General features: G+C 43.1%; 25 protein-coding genes and 7 tRNA genes. 5 read left to right on the forward strand and 27 right to left on the reverse strand.

The features are described from left to right. Window positions 1-34: 34 nt before the first annotated feature. The 8 genes from A587_RS0101660 to murJ form a co-directional block, all read right to left on the reverse strand. Complete coding sequence (locus A587_RS0101660; protein ID WP_017216181.1) at window positions 35-721, reverse strand: LytR/AlgR family response regulator transcription factor; 687 nt, start codon at window positions 719-721, stop codon at window positions 35-37. Beyond that, window positions 718-1,722, reverse strand: coding sequence for a sensor histidine kinase (locus tag A587_RS0101665; RefSeq protein WP_017216182.1), 1,005 nt, complete (start codon window positions 1,720-1,722; stop codon window positions 718-720). Before A587_RS0101665 ends, A587_RS0101660 begins: the two co-directional genes overlap by 4 nt. 13 nt (window positions 1,723-1,735) lie before the next feature. Beyond that, window positions 1,736-2,665 (reverse strand): 4-hydroxy-3-methylbut-2-enyl diphosphate reductase, encoded by a 930-nt coding sequence (ispH, locus tag A587_RS0101670; protein ID WP_017216183.1) that lies wholly within the window; start codon window positions 2,663-2,665, stop codon window positions 1,736-1,738. Continuing rightward, complete coding sequence (fkpB, locus tag A587_RS0101675; protein ID WP_010370993.1) at window positions 2,665-3,105, reverse strand: FKBP-type peptidyl-prolyl cis-trans isomerase; 441 nt, start codon at window positions 3,103-3,105, stop codon at window positions 2,665-2,667. The genes ispH and fkpB overlap by 1 nt, the downstream gene beginning before the upstream one ends. Next, entirely contained in the window at window positions 3,102-3,605 is a 504-nt protein-coding gene (gene lspA / locus A587_RS0101680) for a signal peptidase II (protein WP_017216184.1), read from the reverse strand. The genes fkpB and lspA overlap by 4 nt, the downstream gene beginning before the upstream one ends. A gap of 9 nt (window positions 3,606-3,614) precedes the next feature. Continuing rightward, on the reverse strand, window positions 3,615-6,443 hold the full coding sequence (gene ileS, locus A587_RS0101685; RefSeq protein WP_017216185.1) for an isoleucine--tRNA ligase: 2,829 nt from the start codon (window positions 6,441-6,443) through the stop codon (window positions 3,615-3,617). A gap of 21 nt (window positions 6,444-6,464) precedes the next feature. Next, a complete protein-coding gene (ribF, locus tag A587_RS0101690; RefSeq protein ID WP_017216186.1) occupies window positions 6,465-7,391 on the reverse strand; it encodes a bifunctional riboflavin kinase/FAD synthetase in 927 nt (308 codons plus the stop codon). A gap of 67 nt (window positions 7,392-7,458) precedes the next feature. Next, window positions 7,459-9,021, reverse strand: coding sequence for a murein biosynthesis integral membrane protein MurJ (murJ, locus tag A587_RS0101695; RefSeq protein WP_017216187.1), 1,563 nt, complete (start codon window positions 9,019-9,021; stop codon window positions 7,459-7,461). 427 nt (window positions 9,022-9,448) lie between these two features. Between murJ and rpsT the strand changes: the two genes are divergently transcribed. Beyond that, window positions 9,449-9,709: a 30S ribosomal protein S20 gene (rpsT, locus tag A587_RS0101700; RefSeq protein ID WP_010370978.1), complete on the forward strand. Its 261-nt coding sequence runs from the start codon at window positions 9,449-9,451 to the stop codon at window positions 9,707-9,709. Window positions 9,710-9,802: 93 nt separating this feature from the next. Here the strand turns inward: rpsT and A587_RS0101705 are convergent, their stop codons facing one another. After that, window positions 9,803-10,186 carry a response regulator gene (locus A587_RS0101705; protein WP_017216188.1) on the reverse strand — a complete coding sequence of 128 codons (384 nt, stop codon included), beginning with the start codon at window positions 10,184-10,186 and terminating at the stop codon, window positions 9,803-9,805. Between the two features lie 92 nt (window positions 10,187-10,278). Here A587_RS0101705 and A587_RS0101710 point away from each other — a divergent pair, with 92 nt between their 5' ends. Beyond that, window positions 10,279-10,749, forward strand: coding sequence for a hypothetical protein (locus A587_RS0101710; protein ID WP_017216189.1), 471 nt, complete (start codon window positions 10,279-10,281; stop codon window positions 10,747-10,749). A gap of 55 nt (window positions 10,750-10,804) precedes the next feature. Here the strand turns inward: A587_RS0101710 and A587_RS24950 are convergent, their stop codons facing one another. From A587_RS24950 to dnaQ, 13 genes are all read right to left on the reverse strand, one after another. Further along, a complete protein-coding gene (locus tag A587_RS24950; RefSeq protein WP_017216190.1) occupies window positions 10,805-10,978 on the reverse strand; it encodes a hypothetical protein in 174 nt (57 codons plus the stop codon). A gap of 155 nt (window positions 10,979-11,133) precedes the next feature. Beyond that, window positions 11,134-14,211 carry an error-prone DNA polymerase gene (locus tag A587_RS0101720; RefSeq protein ID WP_017216191.1) on the reverse strand — a complete coding sequence of 1,026 codons (3,078 nt, stop codon included), beginning with the start codon at window positions 14,209-14,211 and terminating at the stop codon, window positions 11,134-11,136. Then, window positions 14,211-15,608 carry a Y-family DNA polymerase gene (locus A587_RS0101725; protein ID WP_017216192.1) on the reverse strand — a complete coding sequence of 466 codons (1,398 nt, stop codon included), beginning with the start codon at window positions 15,606-15,608 and terminating at the stop codon, window positions 14,211-14,213. The genes A587_RS0101720 and A587_RS0101725 overlap by 1 nt, the downstream gene beginning before the upstream one ends. 2 nt (window positions 15,609-15,610) lie before the next feature. After that, window positions 15,611-16,297 (reverse strand): translesion DNA synthesis-associated protein ImuA, encoded by a 687-nt coding sequence (gene imuA / locus A587_RS0101730; protein ID WP_017216193.1) that lies wholly within the window; start codon window positions 16,295-16,297, stop codon window positions 15,611-15,613. A gap of 455 nt (window positions 16,298-16,752) precedes the next feature. Beyond that, window positions 16,753-16,829: transfer RNA gene (locus A587_RS0101735), tRNA-Asp, on the reverse strand. A gap of 29 nt (window positions 16,830-16,858) precedes the next feature. Beyond that, a tRNA-Asp gene (locus tag A587_RS0101740) sits at window positions 16,859-16,935 on the reverse strand. A 41-nt stretch (window positions 16,936-16,976) separates the two neighbouring features. After that, window positions 16,977-17,053: transfer RNA gene (locus A587_RS0101745), tRNA-Asp, on the reverse strand. A gap of 49 nt (window positions 17,054-17,102) precedes the next feature. Continuing rightward, window positions 17,103-17,179: transfer RNA gene (locus A587_RS0101750), tRNA-Asp, on the reverse strand. Window positions 17,180-17,211: 32 nt separating this feature from the next. Further along, a tRNA-Asp gene (locus tag A587_RS0101755) sits at window positions 17,212-17,288 on the reverse strand. A 32-nt stretch (window positions 17,289-17,320) separates the two neighbouring features. Beyond that, window positions 17,321-17,397, reverse strand: a tRNA-Asp gene (locus tag A587_RS0101760). 30 nt (window positions 17,398-17,427) lie between these two features. After that, window positions 17,428-17,504: transfer RNA gene (locus A587_RS0101765), tRNA-Asp, on the reverse strand. A 110-nt stretch (window positions 17,505-17,614) separates the two neighbouring features. Continuing rightward, complete coding sequence (locus A587_RS0101770; protein ID WP_017216194.1) at window positions 17,615-18,985, reverse strand: TIGR03503 family protein; 1,371 nt, start codon at window positions 18,983-18,985, stop codon at window positions 17,615-17,617. A gap of 99 nt (window positions 18,986-19,084) precedes the next feature. After that, complete coding sequence (dnaQ, locus tag A587_RS0101775; RefSeq protein ID WP_017216195.1) at window positions 19,085-19,795, reverse strand: DNA polymerase III subunit epsilon; 711 nt, start codon at window positions 19,793-19,795, stop codon at window positions 19,085-19,087. Window positions 19,796-19,864: 69 nt separating this feature from the next. On the opposite strand from dnaQ, the gene rnhA reads away from it, so the two are divergent. After that, complete coding sequence (gene rnhA, locus A587_RS0101780; RefSeq protein WP_010370948.1) at window positions 19,865-20,335, forward strand: ribonuclease HI; 471 nt, start codon at window positions 19,865-19,867, stop codon at window positions 20,333-20,335. Between the two features lie 63 nt (window positions 20,336-20,398). Here the strand turns inward: rnhA and A587_RS0101785 are convergent, their stop codons facing one another. After that, entirely contained in the window at window positions 20,399-21,148 is a 750-nt protein-coding gene (locus A587_RS0101785; RefSeq protein ID WP_010370946.1) for a class I SAM-dependent methyltransferase, read from the reverse strand. Between the two features lie 52 nt (window positions 21,149-21,200). On the opposite strand from A587_RS0101785, the gene gloB reads away from it, so the two are divergent. Together gloB and A587_RS0101795 are read left to right on the forward strand one after the other, a co-directional pair. After that, window positions 21,201-21,968: a hydroxyacylglutathione hydrolase gene (gene gloB, locus A587_RS0101790; RefSeq protein ID WP_017216196.1), complete on the forward strand. Its 768-nt coding sequence runs from the start codon at window positions 21,201-21,203 to the stop codon at window positions 21,966-21,968. A 227-nt stretch (window positions 21,969-22,195) separates the two neighbouring features. Next, complete coding sequence (locus A587_RS0101795) at window positions 22,196-23,770, forward strand: lytic transglycosylase (RefSeq protein WP_017216197.1); 1,575 nt, start codon at window positions 22,196-22,198, stop codon at window positions 23,768-23,770. A gap of 220 nt (window positions 23,771-23,990) precedes the next feature. Here the strand turns inward: A587_RS0101795 and A587_RS0101800 are convergent, their stop codons facing one another. The 4 genes from A587_RS0101800 to A587_RS0101815 form a co-directional block, all read right to left on the reverse strand. Continuing rightward, the gene (locus tag A587_RS0101800) at window positions 23,991-24,191 is read right to left on the reverse strand and encodes a hypothetical protein (protein ID WP_010370935.1); all 201 of its coding nucleotides are present in this window, start codon (window positions 24,189-24,191) and stop codon (window positions 23,991-23,993) included. 201 nt (window positions 24,192-24,392) lie between these two features. Further along, complete coding sequence (locus A587_RS0101805; RefSeq protein WP_017216198.1) at window positions 24,393-24,836, reverse strand: flavodoxin; 444 nt, start codon at window positions 24,834-24,836, stop codon at window positions 24,393-24,395. Next, window positions 24,836-25,570, reverse strand: a complete 735-nt coding sequence (gene truC / locus A587_RS0101810) for a tRNA pseudouridine(65) synthase TruC (protein WP_017216199.1) — start codon at window positions 25,568-25,570, stop codon at window positions 24,836-24,838. The genes A587_RS0101805 and truC overlap by 1 nt, the downstream gene beginning before the upstream one ends. After that, a complete protein-coding gene (locus A587_RS0101815) occupies window positions 25,570-25,887 on the reverse strand; it encodes a YqcC family protein (protein ID WP_010370929.1) in 318 nt (105 codons plus the stop codon). The genes truC and A587_RS0101815 overlap by 1 nt, the downstream gene beginning before the upstream one ends. Window positions 25,888-26,035 lie beyond the last annotated feature (148 nt).

The following is a 26,035-nucleotide window of genomic DNA, read 5'->3' on the forward strand; positions in this document are numbered from 1 at the left end:
TGAGGCGATAAACGGTTTATTCACCGCTTAACACTCAAAATAATGTTTTTAGTTGGGTGTAAGCTCTACGGCTAACTTCATAGCGATTGGGCAGCGACTTGAGGCAAACGTAGTGCTTTTGTTCATGTAGTTCTAAAGCAGAAATTTCTGTTCGCTTAACTAATGTACTGCGATGGATTTGAATGAAATGTGTTGGAAACTTATCTAACAGTGACTTGAGTGACATGTCAATTAATGCTTGTAGGCTAGAATTCAAGGTTACTCGCGTATATTTTTCATCTGCCTCGGCAACAATAACATCCGAAACCTGAACGTAACGCAACTCACTGCCAACGTAATAGCTGAGCGTCTCCATACTCGGAAAGATAGTAGTCAATAAAGCATCTAGCTTATCACTATCTAGTGGCTTCACTAGATAACCATTGGCGTGCAGCTCAAATGCTTCTAACGCATATTCCGGATGCGCCGTTAGAAACACGATTTTCATCCTCGGAAATTGCAAGCGTAGTTGGCTCGCAAGCTCAACACCTGACTGACCCGGCATCGAAATATCAAGAAAAATTAGCTGCACAGGCTCCTGATTTAGCAGCGCTTTCACACTGCCCGCGCAGTCAACTTCACCGATACAACGAAAGCCTACATGCTTTTGCATTAATCGTTTAACGCGAGCTCTTGCCAACGGCTCATCATCCACAATAAGGTAAGATATTACTGTTTTCATAGCGGTAGCGAAAAACTGACAGTATAGCTATCTTGACTGGCTTCGGTTTTAAAATCAATGGGCTGATTGTAGTGTAAAGCCAAGCGGCGTCTGATGTTGCTTATCCCAATGCCATGCCCTTGGTGCGTCGGCTTTAATTTTGCGTCATAGCTGTTAAAAATTACCACCGTTAAGGTGCGTTTACTGCAGTGAATATGGATACGAATATCCGCTCCATTTGGGTTTGGCTCTACCCCATGACTAACCGCGTTCTCCACCAATGGCTGCAATATCAACGCAGGGATCAAAACATCTCCCAAGACATTGTCTAACTCCCACTCTACCCTCAAACGCTCTGCAAAGCGCCACTGCTCAAGTGCTAAATACGCTTTGCATAAAGATATTTCACTTTCCAGCGGAACAATATTTTGTGTGGACATCGCAGCACGAGATAAATCGGCAAGGGCTAATGCTGACTTTTCTGCTGCATTTGGATCGATATGAGTCAATTCGGCCACGGTATTGAGTGAATTATATAAAAAGTGCGGCCGAATTCTCGCATGTAACGCTTCAAGCTCCGCTTGAGATAGTGCTTTCACCTTACGAATATTATCGGTAAAGATAGCTAAGAAATGCGCGAAAAGCGTGATAATGCAAAGACATATTGCGATGTTACGCCATAAGCTCAATTCAATTTTTGCTTCATCAATCCAACCGAGCAGTGTAAAACCATAGGGAAAAGCCGTACTAGTGACAACAGTACAAAGCACGAAGACAGAAATGAGAATACCAGCTTCAACTAGATCTGAGCGCTTCTCAACAGCGTGGCGCACAATCGCTATCACTGCAAGTGATAAAAAGGCAGTGAAATGAATAAATAAGCTGGTTAATCCAAGGGATTGCCAAAACGCTGTCGCGGCAATCAGCGTATATAAAAAGGCTAGGATTTGCGAGGCAACTAGCAATGCTAGCACACCTCGCTCACTCAATAGTGCAGACAACAACCTGATACGCGGTGTCATCGTGCTAACTCTCTTATCTGAGTTCTACAGGTACGGCAAACACGACATTTTCTTCTTGCCCAGGGTTCTCAACTACCGTTTCCCCACCAAGCTCTTTAAGTCGAGAGATAACCTGTTGAACCAGCACTTCAGGTGCAGATGCGCCGGCAGTTACACCAACCTTTGCAACCCCATCGAACCAAGTTTCTTCGATGGAAGAGGCATCATCGATGAGAAATGCCTTAGTTCCCATTTTATCCGCAAGTTCTCTTAAGCGGTTAGAATTAGAACTATTTTTCGCACCCACCACAAGCAATAACTCAACTTTGTCCGCTAAGTCGCGAACCGCATCTTGGCGGTTTTGCGTGGCATAACAGATATCATCTTTTCGAGGACCACTGATGTTCGGAAACTTGCTACGCAGCGCGTCAATTACATCCGCAGTGTCATCTACCGATAACGTCGTTTGACTGCAATAGAACACATTGTCAGCATCTTTCACTTCGAGTATTGCTACATCCTCTGGTTTTTCAACGAGATAAATACCACCGTTCGGATTGTCATACTGGCCCATAGTACCCTCAACTTCAGGGTGCCCATGGTGCCCAATCAAAATACACTCAGTACCTCTGCGGCTAGCACGCGTCACTTCCATATGCACCTTTGTCACTAACGGACAAGTTGCATCAAAGACTTTTAACTCTCGGCGCTTCGCTTCATTGCGTACTTGCTGAGAAACACCATGCGCGCTGAAAATAACAATACTGTCGTCTGGCACTTCATTTAGCTCTTCAACGAATACCGCACCACGAGACTTCAGACCATCAACAACATATTTGTTATGAACAACTTCATGGCGAACGTAAATAGGCGCTTCGAAAATATCGAGTGCACGCTCAACAATGCTGATCGCTCTATCTACACCTGCACAGAATCCTCTCGGGTTTGCCAGCAAGATATCCATTAGTTATTTACCTCAAGAATTTCAACTTCAAACGTTACTTTTTGGCCTGCAAGCGGGTGATTGAAATCGACAGTTACCGAGTCGCCAGCTACTTCTCGGATCAATCCAGGTAAGTCAGTACCATCAGGTTGCGTAAATGCAATAATACTACCTACTTGAGCAGGTGTTTCTGCGCCGAACTTGCTTCTGTCAACATAATAGATATTATCAGGATTTGGTTGTCCAAACGCGTCTTCTGGCTCTAGCTCAAAAGATTTCTCATCGCCCGCTTTTAATCCAAGCAAACACTTTTCAAAATTTTCCGTCAGGCTGCCATCACCCATAAACAACTTAGCGGGTTTATTATGAACTTTGGTAGAATCTGCTGCTGAACCGTCTGATAACTTGATTGAAAAATGGAACAAGACTTCAGACTTTGCTCCAATTAGTTGCTCACTCACGCATTTTTCTCCTGTGGTTTATCGCCACTGGTAAAGGCATCGAAAATTAATAGTGCAGCACCGCCGACAATCGCCATGTCTGCCACATTAAACGCTGGATAATGCCAGTCTTGATAATAGAAATGAAGGAAATCAATCACATAACCATGAATGATACGGTCGTATAAATTTCCTACAGCACCACCTAATACCAGCGCGTAGGCCAATCCCAACTTCCAATTTGATGCGGGCAATTTACGTAGCCAAAAAATCAGTAAAGTGCTAATCGCCACGGCAATGCCACTTAAAAAGTAACGCTGCCAGCCACCAGCTTCACTTAGGAAGCTAAAAGCCGCACCATAGTTATGCATATAGGTGAGATTGAATATAGGAAAAATATCAATGGATTCATAGAGTTCCATTTCAGCCATAACCAGTGCTTTGGTGAAGTAGTCTACTGCAAAAAGCAGTAGACTAAGCCACAACCACACCAGACCACTTTTCTGTGTAGTTTGTGTCACGTTTTACTCCTAGGCGAATTGACGCTGCTCGCCGTCACCTTCAACGTTACTAATACAACGGCCACAGATGTCTGCATGTTGCTCATCCGTACCTACGTCGTCGGTATAGTGCCAACAACGATCACACTTTTTAGCCGATGTTGCCGCTACACTAATGTATAAACCATCAATTTCTGATGAAACTGCATTTTCTGGTTTGCTGTTGACTACTTCTACCGTTGCCTTCGAAGTTAGTAATACGAAGCGTAATTCGTCACCGATAGCATTGAGCTGCTCAGCTAAATCCCCGCCTGTATATAGCGTTACTTCAGCCTGTAGCGTTGCACCGATCACTTCTTCTTTACGTGCATTCTCAAGCACACGGTTTACTTCATCACGTACCGCGAGTAAGTTCTGCCAGTACTCGTTATTCAACGAGCCTTCTGTCGCCCCTTCAATTGCATCATACCAAGTATCCGTGAATACAAACTGGCCACGCTCACCTGGTAATACTTCCCAGATTTCTTGTGCAGTAAAGCTCATGATAGGTGCCATCCAACGTGTCATCGCTTCGGCGATATGATAAAGCGCGGATTGACAAGAACGACGCGCATGGCTATCACTTTTCGCCGTGTACTGACGGTCTTTGATGACGTCTAGATAGAACGAGCCCAATTCACCAGTACAGAAGTTCATAAGCTTCTGTGTTACTTGAAGCATTTGATACTTGTCGTACGCTGTTTTGATCTCAGTTTGTAGCTGTGCAGCGCGCGCTACAATCCAGCGATCTAGCTCAACCATATCTTCAATTGCTACTAAATCCGTTTTTGGATCAAAGCCGCTTAGGTTCGCAAGTAGGTAACGACTTGTGTTACGAATACGACGATAACGGTCAGCTGAGCGCTTAAAGATTTCATCAGACACGGTCATTTCCGCCGTGTAATCGGTAGAAGCTACCCATAGGCGTAAAATATCTGCGCCTAGCTTGTTCATGATGTCTTGCGGCGAGATCACGTTGCCTAATGATTTAGACATCTTATGGCCTTTTTCATCGACCGTGAAGCCATGCGTTAACACTTGCTTGTAAGGTGCATGGCCATTGATAGCAACTGAAGTCATCATTGATGACATAAACCAACCACGGTGCTGATCCGAGCCTTCAAGGTAAAGATCTGCAGGACCTGTTAATTCTTCTCGCGCATCAACAACACACGCATGTGTTACACCTGAGTCAAACCATACGTCTAGTGTGTCTTGTACTTTTACGTACTGTTGAGCATCAGCTTCACTTAATAGCGCGCTAGGCTCTAAGTCGTACCACGCCTGAATACCCTTTTCTTCCACTAATTTAGCAACGGCTTCGATAAGGGCTTCCGTTTCAGGATGTAGGCTGCCGGTGTCTTTATCAACAAATAACGCGATTGGCACACCCCAAGTACGCTGACGTGAAATACACCAGTCAGGGCGACCTTCAACCATGTTTGCGATGCGGCTTTCACCCCACTCAGGCAACCATTCTGTCTTTTTGATTTCATTCAGTGAATCAGTGCGAAGGTTAGCCTGATCCATGCTGACGAACCATTGTGGCGTCGCACGGAAAATAATAGGAGTTTTGTGACGCCAGCAATGTGGATAACTATGCGTTAGCGCCTTATGACGGAACAATACGCCTTTCTCAGTTAATAACTCAATGATGCTGTCATTTGCTTTAAATACGTGCTGACCTGCAAAAATCGGTGTATCTGGTAGATAAACACCATTTGCACCAACCGGGTTTGCAACCTCTAGACCGTAAGCTTGACCCGCTGCAAAGTCTTCTTGACCGTGACCAGGTGCAGTGTGAACGATACCAGTACCTGAGTCTGTTGTTACGTGCTCACCTAAAATAACAGGCACATCGAAATCTAAGAATGGGTGTGCAACGCGCAGATTCTCAAGCGCAGCGCCTTTCGCGTAACCTAGTACGTGGAAGTGCTTGAATCCAAAGCGATCAACAGCGTCTTTGACTAATTCAGAACCAAGCACAATACGCTGCTCTTGACCTTCATCTTCAATTTGTACCAGCGCATACTCTAGCGCACCGTGTACTGCCACAGCGCGGTTTGCTGGTAATGTCCAAGGCGTTGTAGTCCAAATTGCGGTACTTACTTCGCCTTTGCCCTCATGGCCTTCGGCCAAACCAAACGCACTAATGATTGCCGCTTGATCAGCAAAGACAAATTTTACGTCGATTGCCGGCGATTGTTTGTCTTGGTATTCAACCTCTGCTTCTGCAAGTGCTGAACCACAATCCGTACACCAGTGAACTGGCTTTGCACCTTTGTGCAGGTGACCATTTTTGATAATACGACCAAGCACACGAATAGCATTGGCTTCAAAATCAAAGTTCATGGTTAAGTATGGCTTATCCCAGTCACCTAACACACCAAGGCGTTTGAAATCTGTTTTTTGACCATCAACTTGCTTTTTAGCATAGTCGCGGCACTTTTCACGGAATTCAGCAGCCGATACTTTCTTACCTGGTTTGCCTACTTTCTTTTCCACCTGTAGCTCAATTGGAAGACCATGACAGTCCCAACCTGGTACATAAGGCGCATCAAAATCAGAAAGCGTTTTTGACTTGATAATAATATCTTTTAGGATTTTGTTTACTGAGTGACCTAGGTGAATATCACCATTTGCATACGGAGGACCGTCATGCAAAATAAATGGCTTTTTACCTTTTTTCGCAATGCGAATTTGACCGTATAGGTCTTCTTCATACCATTTTTTCAGCATCTTTGGTTCGCGTTGCGCCAAATTACCACGCATCGGAAACTCAGTTTCCGGTAGATTTAAAGTATGTTTGTAGTCGCTCATTTATCCTACTTTCCGTATCGGCTACGTTAAAGAAAAACACTGTTTTGCATTGCTAACATCACGACTGATTTGTTCTGTTAACTGCGACAATGTTTCGAATTTTTGCTCATCGCGAAGCTTTTTAATTAGCTCCACTTTCATAAACTGACCGTAGATGGTCTCATTAAAATTAAACAGATGCACCTCTAAAAGGGCTTTCGTTCCGTTTAGCGTTGGCTTAGTGCCAACATTCGCTACGCCATAATGTGTTTTGTGATTCACAGTCGCTTTGACCGCATACACACCGCGCACAGGGCTCACTTGGCGCTTTAACGCAATATTTGCAGTGTGGAAACCAAGCTCTCTGCCTTTCTTCCAACCGTGAATAACACGGCCTGAAATGGCATAAGTATGGCCCAACATATCATGTGCTTGACGCAAATCACCAGCAGCCAGCGCCGTGCGGATCAACGTGCTACTCACACGACAATCTTGCTTGCGAAAACTTGCAGTGTCTTTTACTTGCATACCTAGCGGTTCGCCTACTTGCTTTAGCATTGCAAAATCACCAGCACGTTCACGACCAAAACGAAAGTCATCGCCGACCGTGAGCGCCTTGGTTCCAAGCTTTGTCACTAGGACTTCTTTGATAAATTGCTCTGCATCTTGCGAGGCAAATTTGCGATTAAAGTTGACGCAAATGACTCGCTCTATACCAAGCTCTTGCAACAGGACTAGTTTATCACGTAATCGCGTCAGCCTAGCCGGTGCTTTATCTTTGGCAAAAAACTCCAAGGGCTGCGGCTCAAATAACATCACTGTGCTTGGAAGTTGATAGTGTTTTGCGTCGCTAATCAGCCCCTTCAAAACCTCTACATGTCCAAGATGAACCCCGTCAAAGTTTCCAATCGTCAACACACAACCAAAATGATGTGGTCGAATATTATGGATCCCTCGGATTAGTTGCATAGTGCCGTGCCTTTGTGCAGCAAATATCAAAGAGCCCGATTATACCCAAGTTGCTTAAAAATGCGAATCAAGCATCTCGGATTGTGCTCAATCTTACCCCTAGTATAAATAGTAAACTAAAATAGCTCACCATCGCAGTTACTAATAATCCGCAAAGTAATAGCACCTGCTCCATCAGTCCCCACTCTAGCCATTCAAAGCGGGCGCCTAGAAAGTATACGCATGCAGCCATCGAGACCGCTGAAACAAAGCATTTGGCAGTAAAACCAAGAGAAAATGCGCTTAGCTGATACACACCTTGATGTGACAGCTGACGATAAAGTAAAAACGCATTACAAGACGCTGACAATGAAGTTGCCAATGCAAGGCCTAGATAACCAATAAAAGGCGCTAAGATAAGATTGAAAACCATATTGAGTGCCATAGTAATAATACCAATACGAACAGGCGTTTTAGTATCTTGTCTAGCGTAAAAGCCCGGTGCCAGTACTTTAATCAACATAAAGCTTAATAAGCCAACGGAATATGCGGCTACCCCTAAGCTTACCTTGTTTATATTGTCTGCATTTTGAGAAACAAACTCACCATGGCCAAATAATACTGAAATGATAAGTGGGCTTGTCACCATCAGCCCTAGCATCGCTGGTAATCCCAAGAAGATGACAAAACGTACACCCCAGTCTAGTGTTTTCTGAAAGTCTTCACTTTTTTCTCCTGCATGTAATTTAGAAAGTGCAGGCAGTATCACGGTCGCAATACCGATACCAAATAGGCCGAGTGGAAATTCAATTAATCTGTCTGAATAATAAAGCCAAGCAATCGATCCCGTCACGAGAAAAGAAGCAATGACGGTGTCCAGTAGTAAGTTAATTTGACTAACAGAAACACCAAATAATGCAGGGATCATTAATGTTCTGACTTTGGTTATTTCAGGGCTTCGCCATGCAAATTGAGGGCGACTCAAGACTTTTAAGCGCAACAAAAATGGGATCTGGAATAATAGCTGAACAATACCACCAATAAATACACCGAGTGCTAGAGCGTACGCACCTTGTGCAAATTTATCATGGAGAAAAATAGCACAGCCGATAATCGACACATTGAGTAAAACTGGCGTAAAGGCCGCTGCCGCAAAGCGATTATAAACATTCAGTACCGCCCCGCTAAGTGCAACTAATGAAACAAAAAATAGGTAAGGAAAGGTGAGCTTTAATAGTGCGCTTGCAAGCACAAATTTTTCGGCATCTGCACCACCTTGCCACCAGTCAATAAACCAGCTAGTGCCAAATAATGCGGCGATCACAGGTGAGCCAATCACCCCTAAAATAGTAATAATAAGCAATACGGTCCCGAGTGTCCCAGCAGCTTGTGCAACGAATAACCTTACTCTATCGTCTCCATGCTTTTCTTTAATTTCTGAAAGTACAGGAACAAACGCCTGAGCAAACGCGCCTTCTGCAAATAACCTACGTAAAAAATTAGGGATCCGGTTGGCGAATAAAAAGACATCTGCGGCCAATCCTGCGCCCAATAGGTTTGCCACGACGGCATCTCGAACGAGCCCCAGAACCCGCGAAATCATAGTCATGGCACTGACAATCATACCCGATTTAAATAACCCTTTTGCCACCTTAACTCCTAAATTCAGTGAATCGCGGCAGATTATGCCACAGTCGTTGTGCATTTAGCACTAGGCGTGCCCTGTCAGCTTTGATACAATACGCGCCATTAACCTTGGTAGGCCTGTTTCACCTCGTGAAATTTGACTGTTTACTTTGGTTCAGACCTGAGATTTTCAAGGCACTTTGTGAAGCTACGCTTTGCAAATTATTAGTGCAACTTGGGATATTACGGGTTTACTTGCCTGCTATAGAAGTAAAAATGTCGCATAGCAACGTTTTGATTTGTACAGGTTAAGAATTGAGAATAGCCCAAGTCGAGTCTTGGGTGTTGAACATTAGGCCGCGCTTGTTAATTTATATTGACTTTTGCGATTAAAACAGGCATATTCCTCGGCCTTTAAATTAAGCTTATTTTAAGATTGTTAGGAGCAAACCTTGGCTAACATCAAGTCTGCAAAAAAACGCGCTATCACTAGCGAAAAGCGTCGTAAGCACAACGCAAGCCGTCGTTCAATGATGCGTACATACTTCAAAAAAGTAATCGCTGCAATTGAAGCTGGTGATAAAGAAGCTGCAACTCAAGCATTCGCTGTTGCTGCACCTATCCTAGACCGTTACGCAACTAAAGGTCTAATCCACAAAAACAAAGCTGCTCGTCATAAGAGCCGTTTAGTTGCTAAGATCAAAGCACTTTAATTTGTTGCTGGATTGAAAAAACCGACATTATGTCGGTTTTTTTATGTCTATAATTTATATACTTTGGTATCAAAAGATAAAATCAGTGCCGTTTTAAACCAATTCTAAATCTGGGTAAAACTTCTTCAGCATAGCCGCGATTTTCTTTGGCGAAAATGGTTTAACAACAAAACCTTTAGCACCACGCTCAATAGCATCTTTAACATTGTCTACCGTTGAGTGTGCCGACACCATAACGACATTAATATTCGGGTTTATTTCATTTAGGGTTGCAATTAACTCTTTACCATCACCATCGGGCAGCTCAATATCTAGAAAGACAATATCAAAATGTTGCTCTTCACATAACTTTACACACTGCGTTGCAGTGGAGGCTTCTCTTACATGATCAATGCCTAAGTGCATTAAGGTTTGATGTAAAAAGCTGCGAACTGTCCCTACATCATCGACGATTAAAATAGAGATATTTTGATCCATAGTCCTTTCCCGTAGGCTGTAGTGTAAAAATAAGCTATTATACTTAGCATAGAAGCATTATAGAGACCTGCAACTAAAAGGCTACTTAAAGCATGGCAAAACCATCAAAAAAACAATCGCTTTTAGGTCAAGTACAGTCCAACCAAAAGAAACGCACTAGTACAACAAAAAACCGTCGACCATCGCCACAACAAATTGCAGCGATGAAGGCTCAGCAAACCGCACAAGCACAGCAAGCACAAACTGCTACAGATAATGATAGACCTAAGGGAAAAGGTAAGTGGATAGCACTTGCAGTCATTGGAATACTATTCGTTGTCTTACCAAAACCACAACTGATTACTTATGAGAAATTAGGCCTTGTGGCTAGTAGTGTATATTGGTCTGGTCTTCCAGGTATTGATGCTGTGCTATTTGACTCAAATTTACACCCAAAGCCAGCACTTGAGCGCAATACACTATACCTATGTCACGATTTGAAAAACCCAGATACGTGCCAAAAGTACCAAATAATCAAGCAAGAAGGCTTTATAGCGGCCATGATGGAGTTAATAAGTGGTTAGAACTTCACTAAAAATGCCTCATTATTGAGGCATTTTACTTTGTTAGGTAGGTTAGTTAATTACAGCCACGCCAGCTACATGCTGAAGTACAAATTTTAGTACAGTTATCTGTAATTGGATCCCTTACCACACCTGTTCCACCTCCAATGTAAGGCGTTTGTGCTTTTGGAATTTGCTTATCAGTCGATAGGTTTTTTAATTTTGCAACTTTAAGTGATAATTTTTTCACAATAATATCCTTTTATGTTTCCCTTAGTAAACCTAAGGCCCCGTTAAGCTAACATAATAAACAAAAGGTTAAAACCCTTAGTTAACCATTAAAAATAATCTAGAGCTACACAATATCACCATGAATCAACGAACTTCGGCTCTGTCGTAGTAAAATTAATGAAAAGCGCGAGCCTTAATTGTCATCGCTGCTAGTAACTCACTTCTATCGATTAATCTACCAGCAATAACATGTACCACTTCCCCTTCCTTCTCTACTATGCCTTTTATTTCTAATAGCTGAGCGCCCATATAGGCTTGCTTTTGTGCTCGAGCAGTACCAGACCACACAATTACATTGATGTTGCCTGTTTCGTCTTCCAAAGTAAAAAAGGTCACGCCTTTTGCGGTACCTGGGGCTTGCTTTCCTGTTACTAGCCCTATCACTGTTACTAACGATTTATGCGGTCGATAAAGCAGTTCATTGGCCTTAACCGTTCGGGCTATAAGCTTAGCTTGCTCAAGTTGCTTGATTGGGTGAGTGCGTAAGGAAACCTTAGTGCTATTATAATCTTCCTGTAAGTTTTCAAACTCTGTGGCGCTAAAGTGACTATATTGCAACTCTTTCTCTTCAATATCGCTGAATAGTGGCAAGGTTTTACTTTGATCTGCAAGCGACCACCTAGCAGCATAACGGCTATCCACAAAGTGATGTAAAGCATCCGCAGAAATCAACTTTTCAATAGTACTGTTGGTAATACCAGCTTGTTGTAACTGCACGATTTTACCAAACCCTTCTTGAGGTCTGCATTGTAATAATTGCAGTGCTTCTTCTTCACTTAACCCTTTTATAAGCCGAAGTCCTAAACGGATCGCAAACGTTGTTTGTCTTGGCTCTTGTACGACTTGATGTTCGTAATTGGACTGGTTAACACAAATAGGTAAAATGCTAACCTTATGCCTTGATGCATCTTGCAACAGCTGTGAAGCCGAATAAAACCCCATTGGTAAACTATTAAGTAGAGCGGTATAAAACATTGCTGGGTAGTAGTATTTCAACCACGCAGAGGCATAAGCCAACACAGCAAAAGAAGCTGAGTGACTTTCAGGAAAACCATATTCACCAAAGCCACAAATCTGCTCAAAAATCCGCTCAGCAAATTGTGCTTCATAGCCCCGCTCCAGCATGCCTCGAATAAGCTTTTCTCTAAACTGCATCAGCTCTCCGGTTTTCTTCCATGACGCCATAGCTCGGCGTAGGCTATCTGCTTCTCCTCCAGTAAATCCAGCTGCAACCATAGCCAGTTTTATCACTTGTTCTTGGAAAATAGGAACCCCCATGGTCCTCTCTAATACAGATTTAACCGCTTCTGATGGATAAGTCACTTGCTCTTCACCATCCCGTCGCTTTAAAAATGGATGCACCATATCCCCTTGAATAGGGCCGGGACGTACAATTGCTATTTGGATCACTAAGTCGTAGTAATTCGCGGGTTTCAGCCTTGGCAACATACTCATTTGCGCGCGAGACTCTACTTGAAACACGCCAACACTATCCCCTTTTTGCAACATCTTATAGACCAAAGGGTCGTCTTGCATACGAGTCAATTGGGCAAGATCCAGGTTTCGCTTCGTATGCGCTGCAATATAGCCAAAACACTTACGGATAGCGCTTAGCATACCCAAGGCCAAGATATCGACTTTGAGTAACTTAAGGGTTTCAAGGTCATCTTTATCCCATTGAATAATTGTGCGCTCTGGCATAGCTGCATTTTCTACGGGCACTAATTCATGTAATGGACTTTCTGAGATAACAAAACCACCAACATGCTGCGATAAATGCCTTGGAAACCCCATAATGTCATTAACCAACTGAATAAAGTGCTGACCTTTTAATGAGTTTGGCTCTAACCCTAGCTCCACTAATTGGGCCTGCCAGTTAAGTCCTTTATCACGTCGGTTGAGATGCTTAATAAAGTACTCTATTTGCGCCATTTCAATGCCTAAGGCTTTGCCAACATCACGCATGGCACTTTTTAAACGATACGTGATCACCGTTGCTGCTAATGCTGCGCGTTTACGGCCATATTTTTTGTAGATATATTGGATCACCTCTTCACGACGTTGGTGTTCAAAATCTACATCTATATCGGGTGGCTCATTACGCTCTTTACTAATAAAACGCTCGAACAATACGCCCACTTGCCGAGGGTCAACTGCGGTTATCTCTAAGCAATAGCAGACCACAGAGTTAGCGGCTGAGCCTCGCCCTTGATATAAGATTTGATGCTGTTTTGCATACATCACAATGTCATGAATAGTGATAAAGAAAAACGGATAATCAAGCGCTTCGATAAGCGAGAGCTCTTTATCAATAATGGCTTCTATATCTGGCGGCACGCCATCAGGAAAGCGAACTTGTTTACCCTTTTCGACCAACGCGCGTAAATAAGCCATTGGAGTAAAGCCTTTAGGCACTAACTCCTGAGGATACTGATAATGCAATGAGTCTAAATTAAATACACATCGCTTCGCGATATTGGCACTTTCTTCAAGAAAGGTAGGTGAGAACAACTTATTAAGCTTAGAGATAGATCTCAGTGCCGACTCGCTATTACTAATCATTTTCTCAGGGATCTCGCTTATCACACGATTCTGTCGAATGGCTGTCAGTGTGTGCTGTAGCGCTAGTCTAGACGGGCAGTGCATAAGCACCCCACCAACAGCGCAGACAGGTATTTGATAAGCTTTTGACAGTTTTACACAATGGGTAAAGTAATGTACATCTTCTGCACTCAAGTTACGTCGGTAGCCAATCCATACTCTATTTTGGTGATATTTACACAGCCATTGCAATGCTTGAACATCTTGACTGTTCCCCTTTGGCAACCACAACAATAAGACATGCTTAAGCGACATAATATCCCACTCACTAAGCTGATATTGTCCCTTCTCCGTTCGCTGGCGAGCATTACTGATCACTCGACATAACTCTGTATAAGCGAGCTGGCAAGGACAAATAGCAACCAATTCAATATTGTTGTACTTCAGCAAACTTCCAACTATGAGTTTTATCTTGAGCTTATGATCACGAATATAAGCATGAGCACGGACAATGCCAGCCAAAGAGCATTCGTCAGTAATTGCTATTGCGCTATAACCTAAAAAATTTGCTTGTTTGACCAACTCTTCTGGTCGCGATGCGCCAGTCAAAAATGAAAAGTTGCTCTGACAAAAAAGCTCGGCATAAGACATTAGCTAAATACTCCATGAATATACCAATGATTATTTTGCTCTCGAAATACCCATAACCGCTGTGCTTGTTCATTTTGTACAATAAAATAGTCTCGCTGGACTGGCTCACCGTCCCACCACCCTGAAGCAATACGTTCTGGACCAGAAATAACATTGACTCTTTCACATAAAGGCTGTGGCTTCGGAAATAAAATGGTAGGTCTTAATTTACTCTTGAGTGTCGTGAAATGTGGCTCGTGGCTATAAGTGCTGGCCTTTTCAGGACGAGGATCGCCTGTAAGTTGTAAACCTTGCACAGCCTGCTCACCGAGCTTAGCACATAGAATAGCCCGCAACTCTTGCGCAGACATCGCACTTTGCTGCGTTGAGAAGAGATCTTTTATTATGGCATGCTGCGTCTCTAGTGCATCAGCTTTGAGTGAAACACTTTGTACGGGCGCATCTAAGGTTATGGATTCTAGCTTGAGGTTTAACAAACGCTGCCAATTTTCCGCCTTATATTCAGGCTCCACGCTATTTAATGTGATCTCTAAAGCCTCTTTATCTCGAAGTGCTAAGGTAAAATAAAGCGTTCGAGTTACTAAGTTACGTTGCTGTAGGAATAATGCTAAACGCGATAGCAAATGCTCGATTGGCTTTTCTAACCAAGCCATTACTTCGACTTCGTAAAGTAAAGGTACAGTAAGCTCAAAGGTTTCCGCAGGTTGGTAATAGTTAAGGGTTTCCTTTAGTTTTCCAAACAAGCAGCCTACATAATGTACGAGTTCAGTATCAAAACGTTTAGCCAGCTCACTGAATGCAAACTGCTCTAACTGCGCCACGTTTTTAACTCCGGTGCGAGCAAGCAGCTCAACCACCCGACTGTCTAGACTTGTACGTGTTAGCCCTATCCTCCTCAAGTAATGACGCTTTTGGCAAGGCGTTAACACAAGCACATTGCAATGCTCTCGCGCCAAGAGTTTAGCCATTATTGTGGACTCACCCATGCCGTAATAATAACTCTTGTCAAGCTGCGCTAATTGTCCAGATATTACTTGCCAGTAACTTGGCAAATCATGATAGAGCGACAGCATAGAATCGACTTTAAGCACAAGGCCATTAGGTTCATCGATTACAATATCTGCACTTACTTGATAAAGCATATTGGCAATTTCTAATAGCTGCTGTCTTTCTAGAAGGTCGTCGTAGGGCAAAACATGAAGCTGTGTACACAATGCACAAGCAGTCCCAAGGCCCATTCCTATTTTTATACCTCGCTGCTGCGCTGCATCATTTAGCTGCACTATCTGGTTTTTGCGGCCATCAATAATAACAACGGGTGTCACAAAATCACCGGAAACCGTTTGCTTTGTCATTCCCTCTAGTTGCAGCATAGGAAAATAGAGATATAACCACATAACTAGCTCGTTAAACGCCGCTCATAGCCTGAAAACGCAACTATATTATCGCTAACATGAGGTAGATCTGGCTTTTCAAGCTCTGGCCAATAGTGGGGATTCTCTAGTTTAAGACTGCGATGTGCAAAGTGCCCTTTGTGCTTCTTTACTATCACACCCAAGCCGCTGTGCTGTGCTTGTAATGCCACTGAAAGTGTAAATGGTAAAGTCTGGGCGTACTGCGCTTGATATAAAGCAAATAACCTACAACTTCCCGCCTGTGCACCTAACTGCAAACGCTTTACAGCAGCAATAGAAAGCGCTTCGTGCCAAAGTACAAGCGCACTACACGCACCACTTTTTACACATTGTTCCGCAGCCCACAGCGCTTCTTTTTCACTTGGTGGCTGCAATATCATAAATTCACTCAGATCTAACGATAGATAATGCAATGCCGCGGCATGTATTTGCCCTGGAGGATTAATTAATATCTTCAAACGGTTATCATCCACAAAATGGGGCAATATCAACCTTAACTCCCCTATTCCCATTGCAGTTTTTACACCAATCACACCTTGTTGCGGCCAACCGCCACACAGCACATCATCAAGTGCAGCAAAGCGAGTACTGACGACATCATGCTGCACAGCCTGTCCACGCCCACGCCAAAGCAAGTTTTTACGCTCAAGAAGATCTATATAATTTGCCATACACCACCATATACTGTTTATATATACAGTATATTTAAATAAAGACAGATCGCAAGTAGATCGCTAGAAAAGAGGCGAGTTAAAAATAACCATAGTTTGCGCTTTAAGTTAATCGTGTTTTGCTTAGGAGAAATGAGATCTACAAAGTGTATTTGTGTAAAAGGCGACAAGAACTGAGACGTAAAACAATGAGTGTGGCGCGTAGATAATCGTCTTTTGGCCTCGATGAGTGCTACCCACTTAGGCAACAGCTAACCAACTGAACTACCACTTCGCTGCAACTGGCAAAGTTATAACGACATTATTATAAGCTTATGTTGAAAAATAAGTTACTTGATAGTGATGACAAAGGAAAGACTAAAGCAAATGAGCTATTTGATTTTTGATTTTTGATTTTTGATTTTTTATTTTTTATTTTTTATCAAGGAAGCTTGCTAAGAAGAGAGATTGCAAACTGGCGGAGTGGACGGGACTCGAACCCGCGACCCCCGGCGTGACAGGCCGGTATTCTAACCAACTGAACTACCACTCCGCAGTGATAGATTTGCAAGATATCTTAAATGGCGGAGTGGACGGGACTCGAACCCGCGACCCCCGGCGTGACAGGCCGGTATTCTAACCAACTGAACTACCACTCCGCAGAGATATCTTAATGACATTATTTTACTCGTTTTAGTGTTGGCGGAGTGGACGGGACTCGAACCCGCGACCCCCGGCGTGACAGGCCGGTATTCTAACCAACTGAACTACCACTCCAGCGAGTAAACAAGCTGTCATAAAGCTTGAATATAGTTATGCGATACATTGGCGGAGTGGACGGGACTCGAACCCGCGACCCCCGGCGTGACAGGCCGGTATTCTAACCAACTGAACTACCACTCCACTGAGTATTCGCATTTTTTGCTTCGAAGTGTTGGCGGAGTGGACGGGACTCGAACCCGCGACCCCCGGCGTGACAGGCCGGTATTCTAACCAACTGAACTACCACTCCATAAGAAGCAAATGCACGTTTGTAATAAGTATTGGCGGAGTGGACGGGACTCGAACCCGCGACCCCCGGCGTGACAGGCCGGTATTCTAACCAACTGAACTACCACTCCAGCGCGACTTATTGATACTACGAAGAAATTTGGCGGAGTGGACGGGACTCGAACCCGCGACCCCCGGCGTGACAGGCCGGTATTCTAACCAACTGAACTACCACTCCGCGTCATATTCTTGCAGTGTTTGCTGTAAGGTGTGCTCCCTGACAGCGGCGTGAATAATACGAATGACCCCCTCATGAGTCAACCGTTTTTTGAAAAAAAACCGTGTTTTTTAGTTATCTTTCATTGAAAGGTTCAAAATATCACCTGATTTGTCATTTTTTGAACCATTCCCTGCTGCGTTATTTTCAGATGGTCCTAAATCATCAAGATCAATGACTTCTTCGGTTTTCTTAAATGGATTCTTTGGCATTGGTATTTTTAGTCTAATTGGCTTTTTTTGCACCAAAATACGAATGGCTAACCAACCGAGCAATAATACAACTAAGTTACCAGCAACAATAATACTGACCAATAGCGCTGTACTTATAGTCGGCTCTGGTTCTGGCTCAGGTTGTTCCACTGCCGGTAACGCAGCGGCTTCCAATTCAGGCACTTTTTCAATGGGTCTTTCAATTTCAAAATTGTAATTTGGCAGTGTTGCCATAAACTCACGGCCATTGATATTTTCACCAAATGCGGAGATTTCTACACTATAACGCCCCCAATCATAATTCTTGATTGGCAGCTGACGATAAAGCCGCTCTTCTGCATCTAAAGTAAACATCTGCTCTTCACCATTGGGGTAGAAAATTTTACCCTGTAGCAATATGGTCTCAGGTTTCACAACCGTGTCGTCTATCGTAATAGTAAGGCCATGTTCAAGCTCGTTTTCACCCGCTAGCATCAATTCAAAGTTGAATGGCGGCTCAGCGATAACAATAGGTGATTTGATCACTCTTCTTTTTAAAATGGGCGTTTCAATGAAGAATTCAGGCTGCCACTCTCCCGCTGGAAAGTTTAACTTAAACTCACCAGTAAAAATTCCATCCAAGGGTCTTTCATCAAACTCTCGGCCATCATCTTTAAAGTCGGTCACGCTTTGCGTACCTGCACCAAAGTTGGCATATTCATCGTTATTGGTACTAGAAAACTCCACATACAAAGTCACGACATCCCTGAAGTAACCCACATCTATCTGTTTGCCATCATTAGTCACACGCCCTGTTACCTTCAGCACTTCACCACGGAATAATAGCGGGGGCAAAGCCTCAACTTCGAGCTCAATGTCACCAAGCACCATTATGCGGCTGCTTTTTTGGATCTGTCCGATGACTTGCCAAGGGCCTGGCGTTGGGTTCTTTAGAATGATCAAGTCATAACTGACTTCGTCGTACCATTGCAGTGCATCATTATCTAGCGAACTGGTCGCATAATATTTACTACCATCAGGCTTCACAAGTACCACGGCGGGAGCGCCTGGTGCACGAAAAAACAGTAAAGTGATCTCTTCAATATTATAATCAATGCGAAAACGGTTATCTAAAAGAGGGATTTCATTTACCTTACCGTCCCGCTGCAACATCGTTATCTGTGGTGTTTGAGCGCCAACAACCGTACTTACTAGCAGTACAAACCCCAAGATAAGCTGTTTTAGATTCATGCATTAACCTTACATTGCGTTGATGGCCTGAGCGATCTTTTTTGGGATAAAGTCCCTAATTAAGCGTCTACTCCACCCCAACGATACCGATTATATTCATTATTGTTGCCACAGACTTTGTCCACAAGCTTTGTTTACAAGCTCTAAACGTTCTGTATGTGCTTGTTCTTCATCGGCAGAAGCACGTAAAACTTTAAGTGCAGGGCGATTACTGTCTAAACGAATAATGCCACCGGCTGAATTAGCCTGTTCACCTTTATTTTGATTAGCCAAATTCAGCTTTTTTTGGCCTCCCGTCATCGACAGGTAAACATCAGCAAGGATCTCAGAATCCAGTAAAGCGCCGTGCAGCGTACGCTTTGAGTTATCGATATCATAGCGACGGCAAAGCGCATCTAGGCTGTTCTTTTGGCCCGGATGAAGATCCCTTGCCATCACCAAAGTATCTAGCACTTGGCAATAGTCATGTGTAGCAGGAAAGCCTTGGTTTAACTTAGCAAACTCGTGATCCATAAAGCCGACGTCGAACGGCGCGTTATGAATGACAAGCTCAGCTCCTTTAATATAGTCAAAAAACTCTTGCGCAATTTGATGGAAAAAAGGTTTATCACGTAAAAATTCGTTGGTGATACCGTGAACATCAATGGCTTCTTCTTCAATGTCGCGCTGAGGGTTAATATATACGTGGAAGTTATTCCCCGTTAGTCTGCGATTGACCAGCTCAACACAACCAATTTCAATGATCCTGTGCCCTGCTTTAGGATCAATACCTGTGGTTTCTGTATCCAGTACTATTTGCCGTGTGTGCATATCGTTACCCGCTTAACTTTGCTATTATTTTGCCCTATTCGCACATTTTACATAAAAATAGGCAATTCAGTGCAAAAAACCGTAGAGATTTATACCGATGGCTCGTGTTTAGGCAACCCAGGTCCAGGTGGTTATGGTGTTTACCTTTCCTATCAAGGACATGAAAAAGAAATGAGTGCAGGGTATAAACTCACAACCAATAATAGAATGGAAATGCTTGCAGCCATTGTTGCACTCGAAACATTAAAGCGCCCCTGCGATATCATTCTCTATACCGACAGCCAATATGTTAAGCAAGGCATTGAGTCTTGGCTTGAAAATTGGAAAAAGCGCAATTGGAAAACCGCAGCCAAACAACCGGTAAAAAATGTCGATTTATGGCAAAGACTGGACGCTGCCACCAGCCGACACACGATCCAATGGCGCTGGGTAAAAGGCCACGCTGGAAATAAATACAATGAGCTTGTTGATGATTTAGCGCGTGAAGCGGCTTCAGGTTCAAACCTACTTATAGATGAAGGCTACGAAGCCAGCGTCTAACTAAGGGATCATTCAATAACAAATAACAGCTCCCTTAAGATTTATCTTAAGTAATAATACTCGTTATTCTTTATCTTGGCAGGTTTGCCTGAGTCCAGCCCCTTTCACAGCGGGTGTCCACTTAGGCTTTACATGCCACTTGGGTTTGATTGGAGTGAGCGGCATCACCCGCTTTCTTGCCACCAACATATACACGCTTCCCATCGGCTTTAAGTAATGACGACAAAAGCGGCGCCATGGCGCAAAACGAGAAAGCCTCGAGCCTCGCGCTAAAGACGCATAAATAAAGCGCTCGTCACCAACAATCTCAAACCCGAGTAAATCTAGCCAATCCTTCACCCGCGATGGAGTAAAGAAGCGCCCTGACCAAGGTAATTTTTCTTTACTAAAGGGAAGCATTTGCGCCACGCCACATAAACTAAACGGATTAAAACCTGAGATCACAATATAACCACCGGGAATAAGCGTGCGATGGGCTTCGCGTAGAATATGATGCGGATCAGAATGATATTCTAAACACTGGCTTAAAATACAAGCATCGACTGAGTTTTCGTAAAAAGGTAGCTCGTCAATTTCAGCAAATACCCCAACATGTTTGCCTTGTGGGGCAACACAAACTTGATGCTTAATCGGGCTGGCAGAGGTATTCATTTGACCGCTCAAACAGCCGAGTTTTAGCATATGGTAACCAAACATTCTTGGCAGCCATTCATCCAGTCGTTTTTGGATCCCTACTTTTAAATATTCACCGTGAGGAAAGTCTTGCCACTCATCGGGTTTGGGTCCTTGTAAAAAACTTAACGCTGGTTTCATTTACTAAGCTCGTTATACTAGTGTTATTAATCACTTTATAGAGCATTGCGTTATGGTGCAAGTCGATGCAATCAAAGCATTTGATGACAATTATATCTGGGTGATAAAAGACCCTCTAAGTTCAAACTGTTGGGTGGTTGACCCCGGTGACGAACAACCTGTTTTAGATTACCTCGCCAAGTTTGATTTAACACTCCAAGGCATATTAGTCACCCATCACCATTGGGATCACACTGATGGCATTGCCCCGCTTTTATCACATTTTCCCAGCTTAACAGTGTACGGACCTAAAAATGGTAAATATAAAGGCATTACTCATGGCCTTAGTGAACACGATAAGATCACACTTTTTGATACCACGCTGAACATTATTGCCACCCCTGGACATACGTTAGACCATATCTGTTATGTAAATGATGAGCTGGCCTTTACCGGTGATACCTTATTCAACGCTGGTTGCGGCAGACTTTTTGAGGGAACACCAAGCCAAATGTGGCACTCCTTTGAAAAACTACTCACCCTACCTGACACATGTAAAGTGTATTGCACGCACGAGTACACGCTCGCGAACCTTGCTTTCGCTGAGGCTGTTGAGCCTACTAACCAAGCACTAACCCAGTATCACCAACAAGCAAAGTCATTACGAGCCAATAACGAGCGTACAGTACCGACAACAATTGAACAGCAAAAAGCAATCAATCCTTTTGTACGTGCCGCAAATGAAGCCATTCTCACCCATGTTCCACTGCAATTTATCGCGTCAGAAAATACACCAGAAGCTCGCTTTGGTGCGCTGAGAAAATGGAAGGATAACTTCTAAAATATTCAATAGTGACCTAATGTAACGCCAAAATGACGCTTTTTTGGCGCACTTACATGGGAAGTATTGAATAAATTATCCATTTTCTTTGCAATACCGCCAAGGATAGGCATATCTAACGATTTTTAGGAAGTCGAAATAAAATAATAAAGAAGCTTTAAATGCTGATACAAACTCGGTAATATTGCCGAGTTTTTGTCCGAACCCCCAAGCAAAAGAACGCATTTATGAAAAAGCTCGCCTTTATTGTTGCATCAACAGCAATATTAAGTGGTTGTGAAATCACACAAGAAACCCCATTGGAAACTGCAACTGAACAAGTGAAGCAGGCCAACTTAGATCACGCGAGCCCTTATGATATCTCTCAAACACTCAGTACCTCATGGCAAGACGAAGATGAAGATGCTGTGCCTGTATTTGACGACGTTTGGGAGCGGATCCGTTATCAGTTATCTATCGAAGTGCCACAAAATAGACCGGTTGTCGCCGAACGTAATTACTATCAACGTCACCAAGCCTATTTAGACCGTATCGCAAAACGCGCAGAACCTTACCTCTACTATATTGTTGAAGAAGTAGAGAAGCGCAATATGCCGGTAGAAATCGCGTTGTTACCTATTGTGGAAAGCGCATTCGATCCATTTGGTTACTCACACCGCACCGCTTCCGGTATTTGGCAGTTTATGCCACAAACTGGTGAACGCTTTAACCTTAAACAAAATTGGTGGTATGACGGTCGTCGCGATATTATCGCATCAACGCAAGCGGCACTTGATTATCTCACCTATCTCCATAAAACGCTGGAGGGCGATTGGTTAAACGCAATTGCCGCTTACAACTCAGGTGAAGGCCGATTGCTCAATGCAATCCGGAAAAATCGTAAAAAGCATTTGCCTACCGATTTTTGGTCTCTCGATTTACCTCGTGAAACCACCGCGTATGTGCCTAAATTACTTGCCTTATCCGACCTCTTAAAACGCTCAGATGAGTTTAAGGTCGCGTGGCAACCTATCATCAATGCCCAAGTTGTTGATATAGTTGAGGTAGGGTCACAAATTGATTTAGCACTTGCCGCTGAAATGGCTGATATATCTTTAACTGAACTCTATCGCCTCAATCCAGGTTTTAATCGTTGGGCCACCGATCCAGATGGTCCACACCAGTTATTATTACCCATGGAAAAGGTTGATGCTTTTCAAGAGAAATTAGCTAAAACTGAAGTAAAAGATCGACTGCGTTGGCAATATTATACAGTGCAAAAAGGAGATAGCCTGTCGGTCGTTGCGACTAAATTTAATACTAGTATCGGCGCCATTCGCTCACTTAATAGCATCGATGGCAATATGATCCGTGTTGGCCAGAAGCTATTGGTGCCACTAAGTGATGGCGAATTGCAAAGTGAGCATTTACCCCCAGAAGTGCGCCTTGCCGCCAACAAAGTAACCAAGAAAAAGCTCAGCCACACGGTAAAGTCAGGCGATACATTGTGGGATATCAGCCGCGAATATGATGTTACCGTTAAGCAATTAGCTAGCTGGAATAAGTTAAAAACCAATGCCGTTTTGCGCCTTGGACAAAAACTTACTGTCTTTAAAGATGAAAAAGCAGCGGCTCAAACCGTACTCGTCAACACTGAGCGCACAATCACTTATAAAGTGCGTAAAGGCGACTCACTGGCACGTATCGCGACTAAATTTAACGTTAGCGTGAATGAAATCGTCAAATGGAATAACCTGACTGGGCAGAAGTATCTCCAGCCAGGTCAAAAGTTAAAACTGAAAGTTCAGACTAAACGTGTTTAGCACTAAGAAATAGGGTTTAAAAATAAAAATCCAATATCAGTGATGATATTGGATTTTTACATATTAAAGCAGCACTTTTGACTCACTTTTCCTTAAAAATTACGACAACACTATCGTTTAAATACACAGTTTTTCAATGTTACTTACAGCTGATTTAAACCCAAAAATTTGGTTAGACTTCAATACTTATTAAAGAAAATTTCATAAAGAACTGATATCGTTAATACATTATTGGCGTACCACCAATCCTCCTGCAAATTCTCGATGCGTTATCCGCATCCCGATAATCAGTAAACGAGTCAGCCCATAACAACTCACCATTTTTGTAACATTCAAGGTAAATTTCCTCGTATGCAGTTGCGTCGGCAGACATAGCGGTGGCAAAGATTGCAGAAACAGCAAATAGAATTGGTTTAATCATTATTTTTTCCTTTTCATTATTTATGAATTCTAAGTGTGATTGATTTTTACACAATCAACACTACTGTCACACAATGAAATGGAAATGTAAACATGCATACAAGATGTTACAAAAATGATAACCCACATCTTTCTTTGCATAAAAAACGCGACCTATTAAGCCGCGTAAAATGGAAGGTAATACTTGAACAGAAGATAAAACCTATAGGTTTTTTGCCAATGCTTGAAGCCAAGGCTCAGCAGGCTCCCAAGGCTCAAAATATTCACAGGCATCGATGTCTAAGCGCGGTTGTGCTCGAGTGGCGTTCAGCTCTTCAATCAGGGCATCAATTTGCTTTCCAGCACCACAATAAGTATCGCCATAACTAGAATCTCCCAATGCGATGACTGCTACTTTCTTGCCCGTTAGCATTGGAAATTCGCTTTGCATTTGCAAAAATAAAGGCAACAAGTTATCTGGAATATCACCAGAGCCGGTGGTAGAGGAAATAAATAAAATGTTTTCAGCTTGCGTTACATCAGCGATGGAAGCTGGTTCAATAACACTTGCCTCATGACCCGATTTATTCAAAAACTCAGCACTGTCGTTTGCCAAGTTTTCAGCATTGCCGTACATACTTCCCACAAAAATGGAAACTTTTGCCATTATTTATAATCCTTCTCGTTGTCTGACCAGCCGAGCTGAGCGAAGACAGCCAATGCTTCTTCTCCCAAATCCGCAGTAATTGAAATCGTAGTGTTGGTATAAGGATGTACAAATTCCAATTTAGTTGCAAATAACATCAACCGACGTAAACCAAAATGATCGACAAAAAAGTGGTTGTGTTTATTATCACCGTGATTGACATCACCAATAATCGGATGTGCTAAATAGTTGAGGTGGCGCCTGATTTGGTGTTTTCTACCCGTTTTAGGAAAGCACTCCACCAATGAGTAGCGGATACTTGGATACTTACCAAAAGGAATTGGCAGGCTACCCTGCAATAAACAATTTATCTGTGTTTGCGCTTCCTGCGGAGCTTTATCCTGACAGGCAAACTTATCAGCGATTTTATCAAGTTCTTCCTTGAGTGGTCTGTCAACGAATCTAGATTCAGGAGCAAACCCGCGAACAAGCGCTAAATAGCGTTTTTGAATATTACCGCTAATAAAGACTTCATTCATGTCTCGCGCGGCCTCAGAGCTTAGCGCAAACAGCAGCACGCCTGACGTCGGTCTATCTAAACGGTGAACGGGGAAAACATGTTGACCGAGTTGATCACGCAGCATTTGCATCGCAAATTGTGTTTCTCGCTTATCCAAAAATGAGCGATGAACCAATAACCCTGACGGCTTATTTATCGCAACATAATGCGCATCTTGATATAAGATCTCAAGCATTACGCGCTCTTTGCAATTGTATTATCAAGGTTTTTTAAGCACTGATGAACCGCATTAAAATAAAGGTGCTCACTCAGCACCATTTCAGCCATTGGCGCAATCGCCATATTTTCCGGTAATGCTTCACCACTTTCTACCATTGTTCGCATTTTGCCCAAGAATACAAATTGCAACCACTGCGCGAAGGTCATGGTATCGCAGCAAAATGGCTCCGTAGAGGTAAGTGCCTTAGCCGAAATTGGCTCGTCTTGCCAAAGACCAGTTGCTTTTAAACAAGTCTCAAGTTCATCTAATTGAATCAATAATTCCGAGTTCATCGGTTCTGTCTCTTTTTCTCAATTTTTTACATTATAGCAATTTGCATTATTTAGGAGCTAGCCAATTCTCTCAAGTGCACCTTTTTCATAGGCTTATCAGCGCACCTAAAAGTAGCTATAATTGCCGCTATTGAAAATATAAGTAACA

Origin of the sequence: Pseudoalteromonas sp. NJ631 (genome assembly GCF_000276645.1) — a bacterium.
GTDB classification, from domain to species: domain Bacteria; phylum Pseudomonadota; class Gammaproteobacteria; order Enterobacterales; family Alteromonadaceae; genus Pseudoalteromonas; species Pseudoalteromonas piscicida.

Coding starts and splice junctions, on each gene's coding strand:
- A587_RS0101660 (WP_017216181.1), bottom strand. CDS start 721: ATGAAAACAGTAATATCTTACCTTATTGTGGATGATGAGCCGTTGGCA.
- A587_RS0101665 (WP_017216182.1), bottom strand. CDS start 1,722: ATGACACCGCGTATCAGGTTGTTGTCTGCACTATTGAGTGAGCGAGGT.
- ispH (WP_017216183.1), bottom strand. CDS start 2,665: ATGGATATCTTGCTGGCAAACCCGAGAGGATTCTGTGCAGGTGTAGAT.
- ileS (WP_017216185.1), bottom strand. CDS start 6,443: ATGAGCGACTACAAACATACTTTAAATCTACCGGAAACTGAGTTTCCG.
- ribF (WP_017216186.1), bottom strand. CDS start 7,391: ATGCAACTAATCCGAGGGATCCATAATATTCGACCACATCATTTTGGT.
- A587_RS0101705 (WP_017216188.1), bottom strand. CDS start 10,186: ATGGATCAAAATATCTCTATTTTAATCGTCGATGATGTAGGGACAGTT.
- A587_RS0101710 (WP_017216189.1), top strand. CDS start 10,279: ATGGCAAAACCATCAAAAAAACAATCGCTTTTAGGTCAAGTACAGTCC.
- A587_RS0101720 (WP_017216191.1), bottom strand. CDS start 14,211: ATGTCTTATGCCGAGCTTTTTTGTCAGAGCAACTTTTCATTTTTGACT.
- A587_RS0101725 (WP_017216192.1), bottom strand. CDS start 15,608: ATGTGGTTATATCTCTATTTTCCTATGCTGCAACTAGAGGGAATGACA.
- imuA (WP_017216193.1), bottom strand. CDS start 16,297: ATGGCAAATTATATAGATCTTCTTGAGCGTAAAAACTTGCTTTGGCGT.
- A587_RS0101770 (WP_017216194.1), bottom strand. CDS start 18,985: ATGAATCTAAAACAGCTTATCTTGGGGTTTGTACTGCTAGTAAGTACG.
- dnaQ (WP_017216195.1), bottom strand. CDS start 19,795: ATGCACACACGGCAAATAGTACTGGATACAGAAACCACAGGTATTGAT.
- A587_RS0101785 (WP_010370946.1), bottom strand. CDS start 21,148: ATGAAACCAGCGTTAAGTTTTTTACAAGGACCCAAACCCGATGAGTGG.
- gloB (WP_017216196.1), top strand. CDS start 21,201: ATGGTGCAAGTCGATGCAATCAAAGCATTTGATGACAATTATATCTGG.
- A587_RS0101795 (WP_017216197.1), top strand. CDS start 22,196: ATGAAAAAGCTCGCCTTTATTGTTGCATCAACAGCAATATTAAGTGGT.
- A587_RS0101800 (WP_010370935.1), bottom strand. CDS start 24,191: ATGATTAAACCAATTCTATTTGCTGTTTCTGCAATCTTTGCCACCGCT.
- A587_RS0101805 (WP_017216198.1), bottom strand. CDS start 24,836: ATGGCAAAAGTTTCCATTTTTGTGGGAAGTATGTACGGCAATGCTGAA.
- truC (WP_017216199.1), bottom strand. CDS start 25,570: ATGCTTGAGATCTTATATCAAGATGCGCATTATGTTGCGATAAATAAG.
- A587_RS0101815 (WP_010370929.1), bottom strand. CDS start 25,887: ATGAACTCGGAATTATTGATTCAATTAGATGAACTTGAGACTTGTTTA.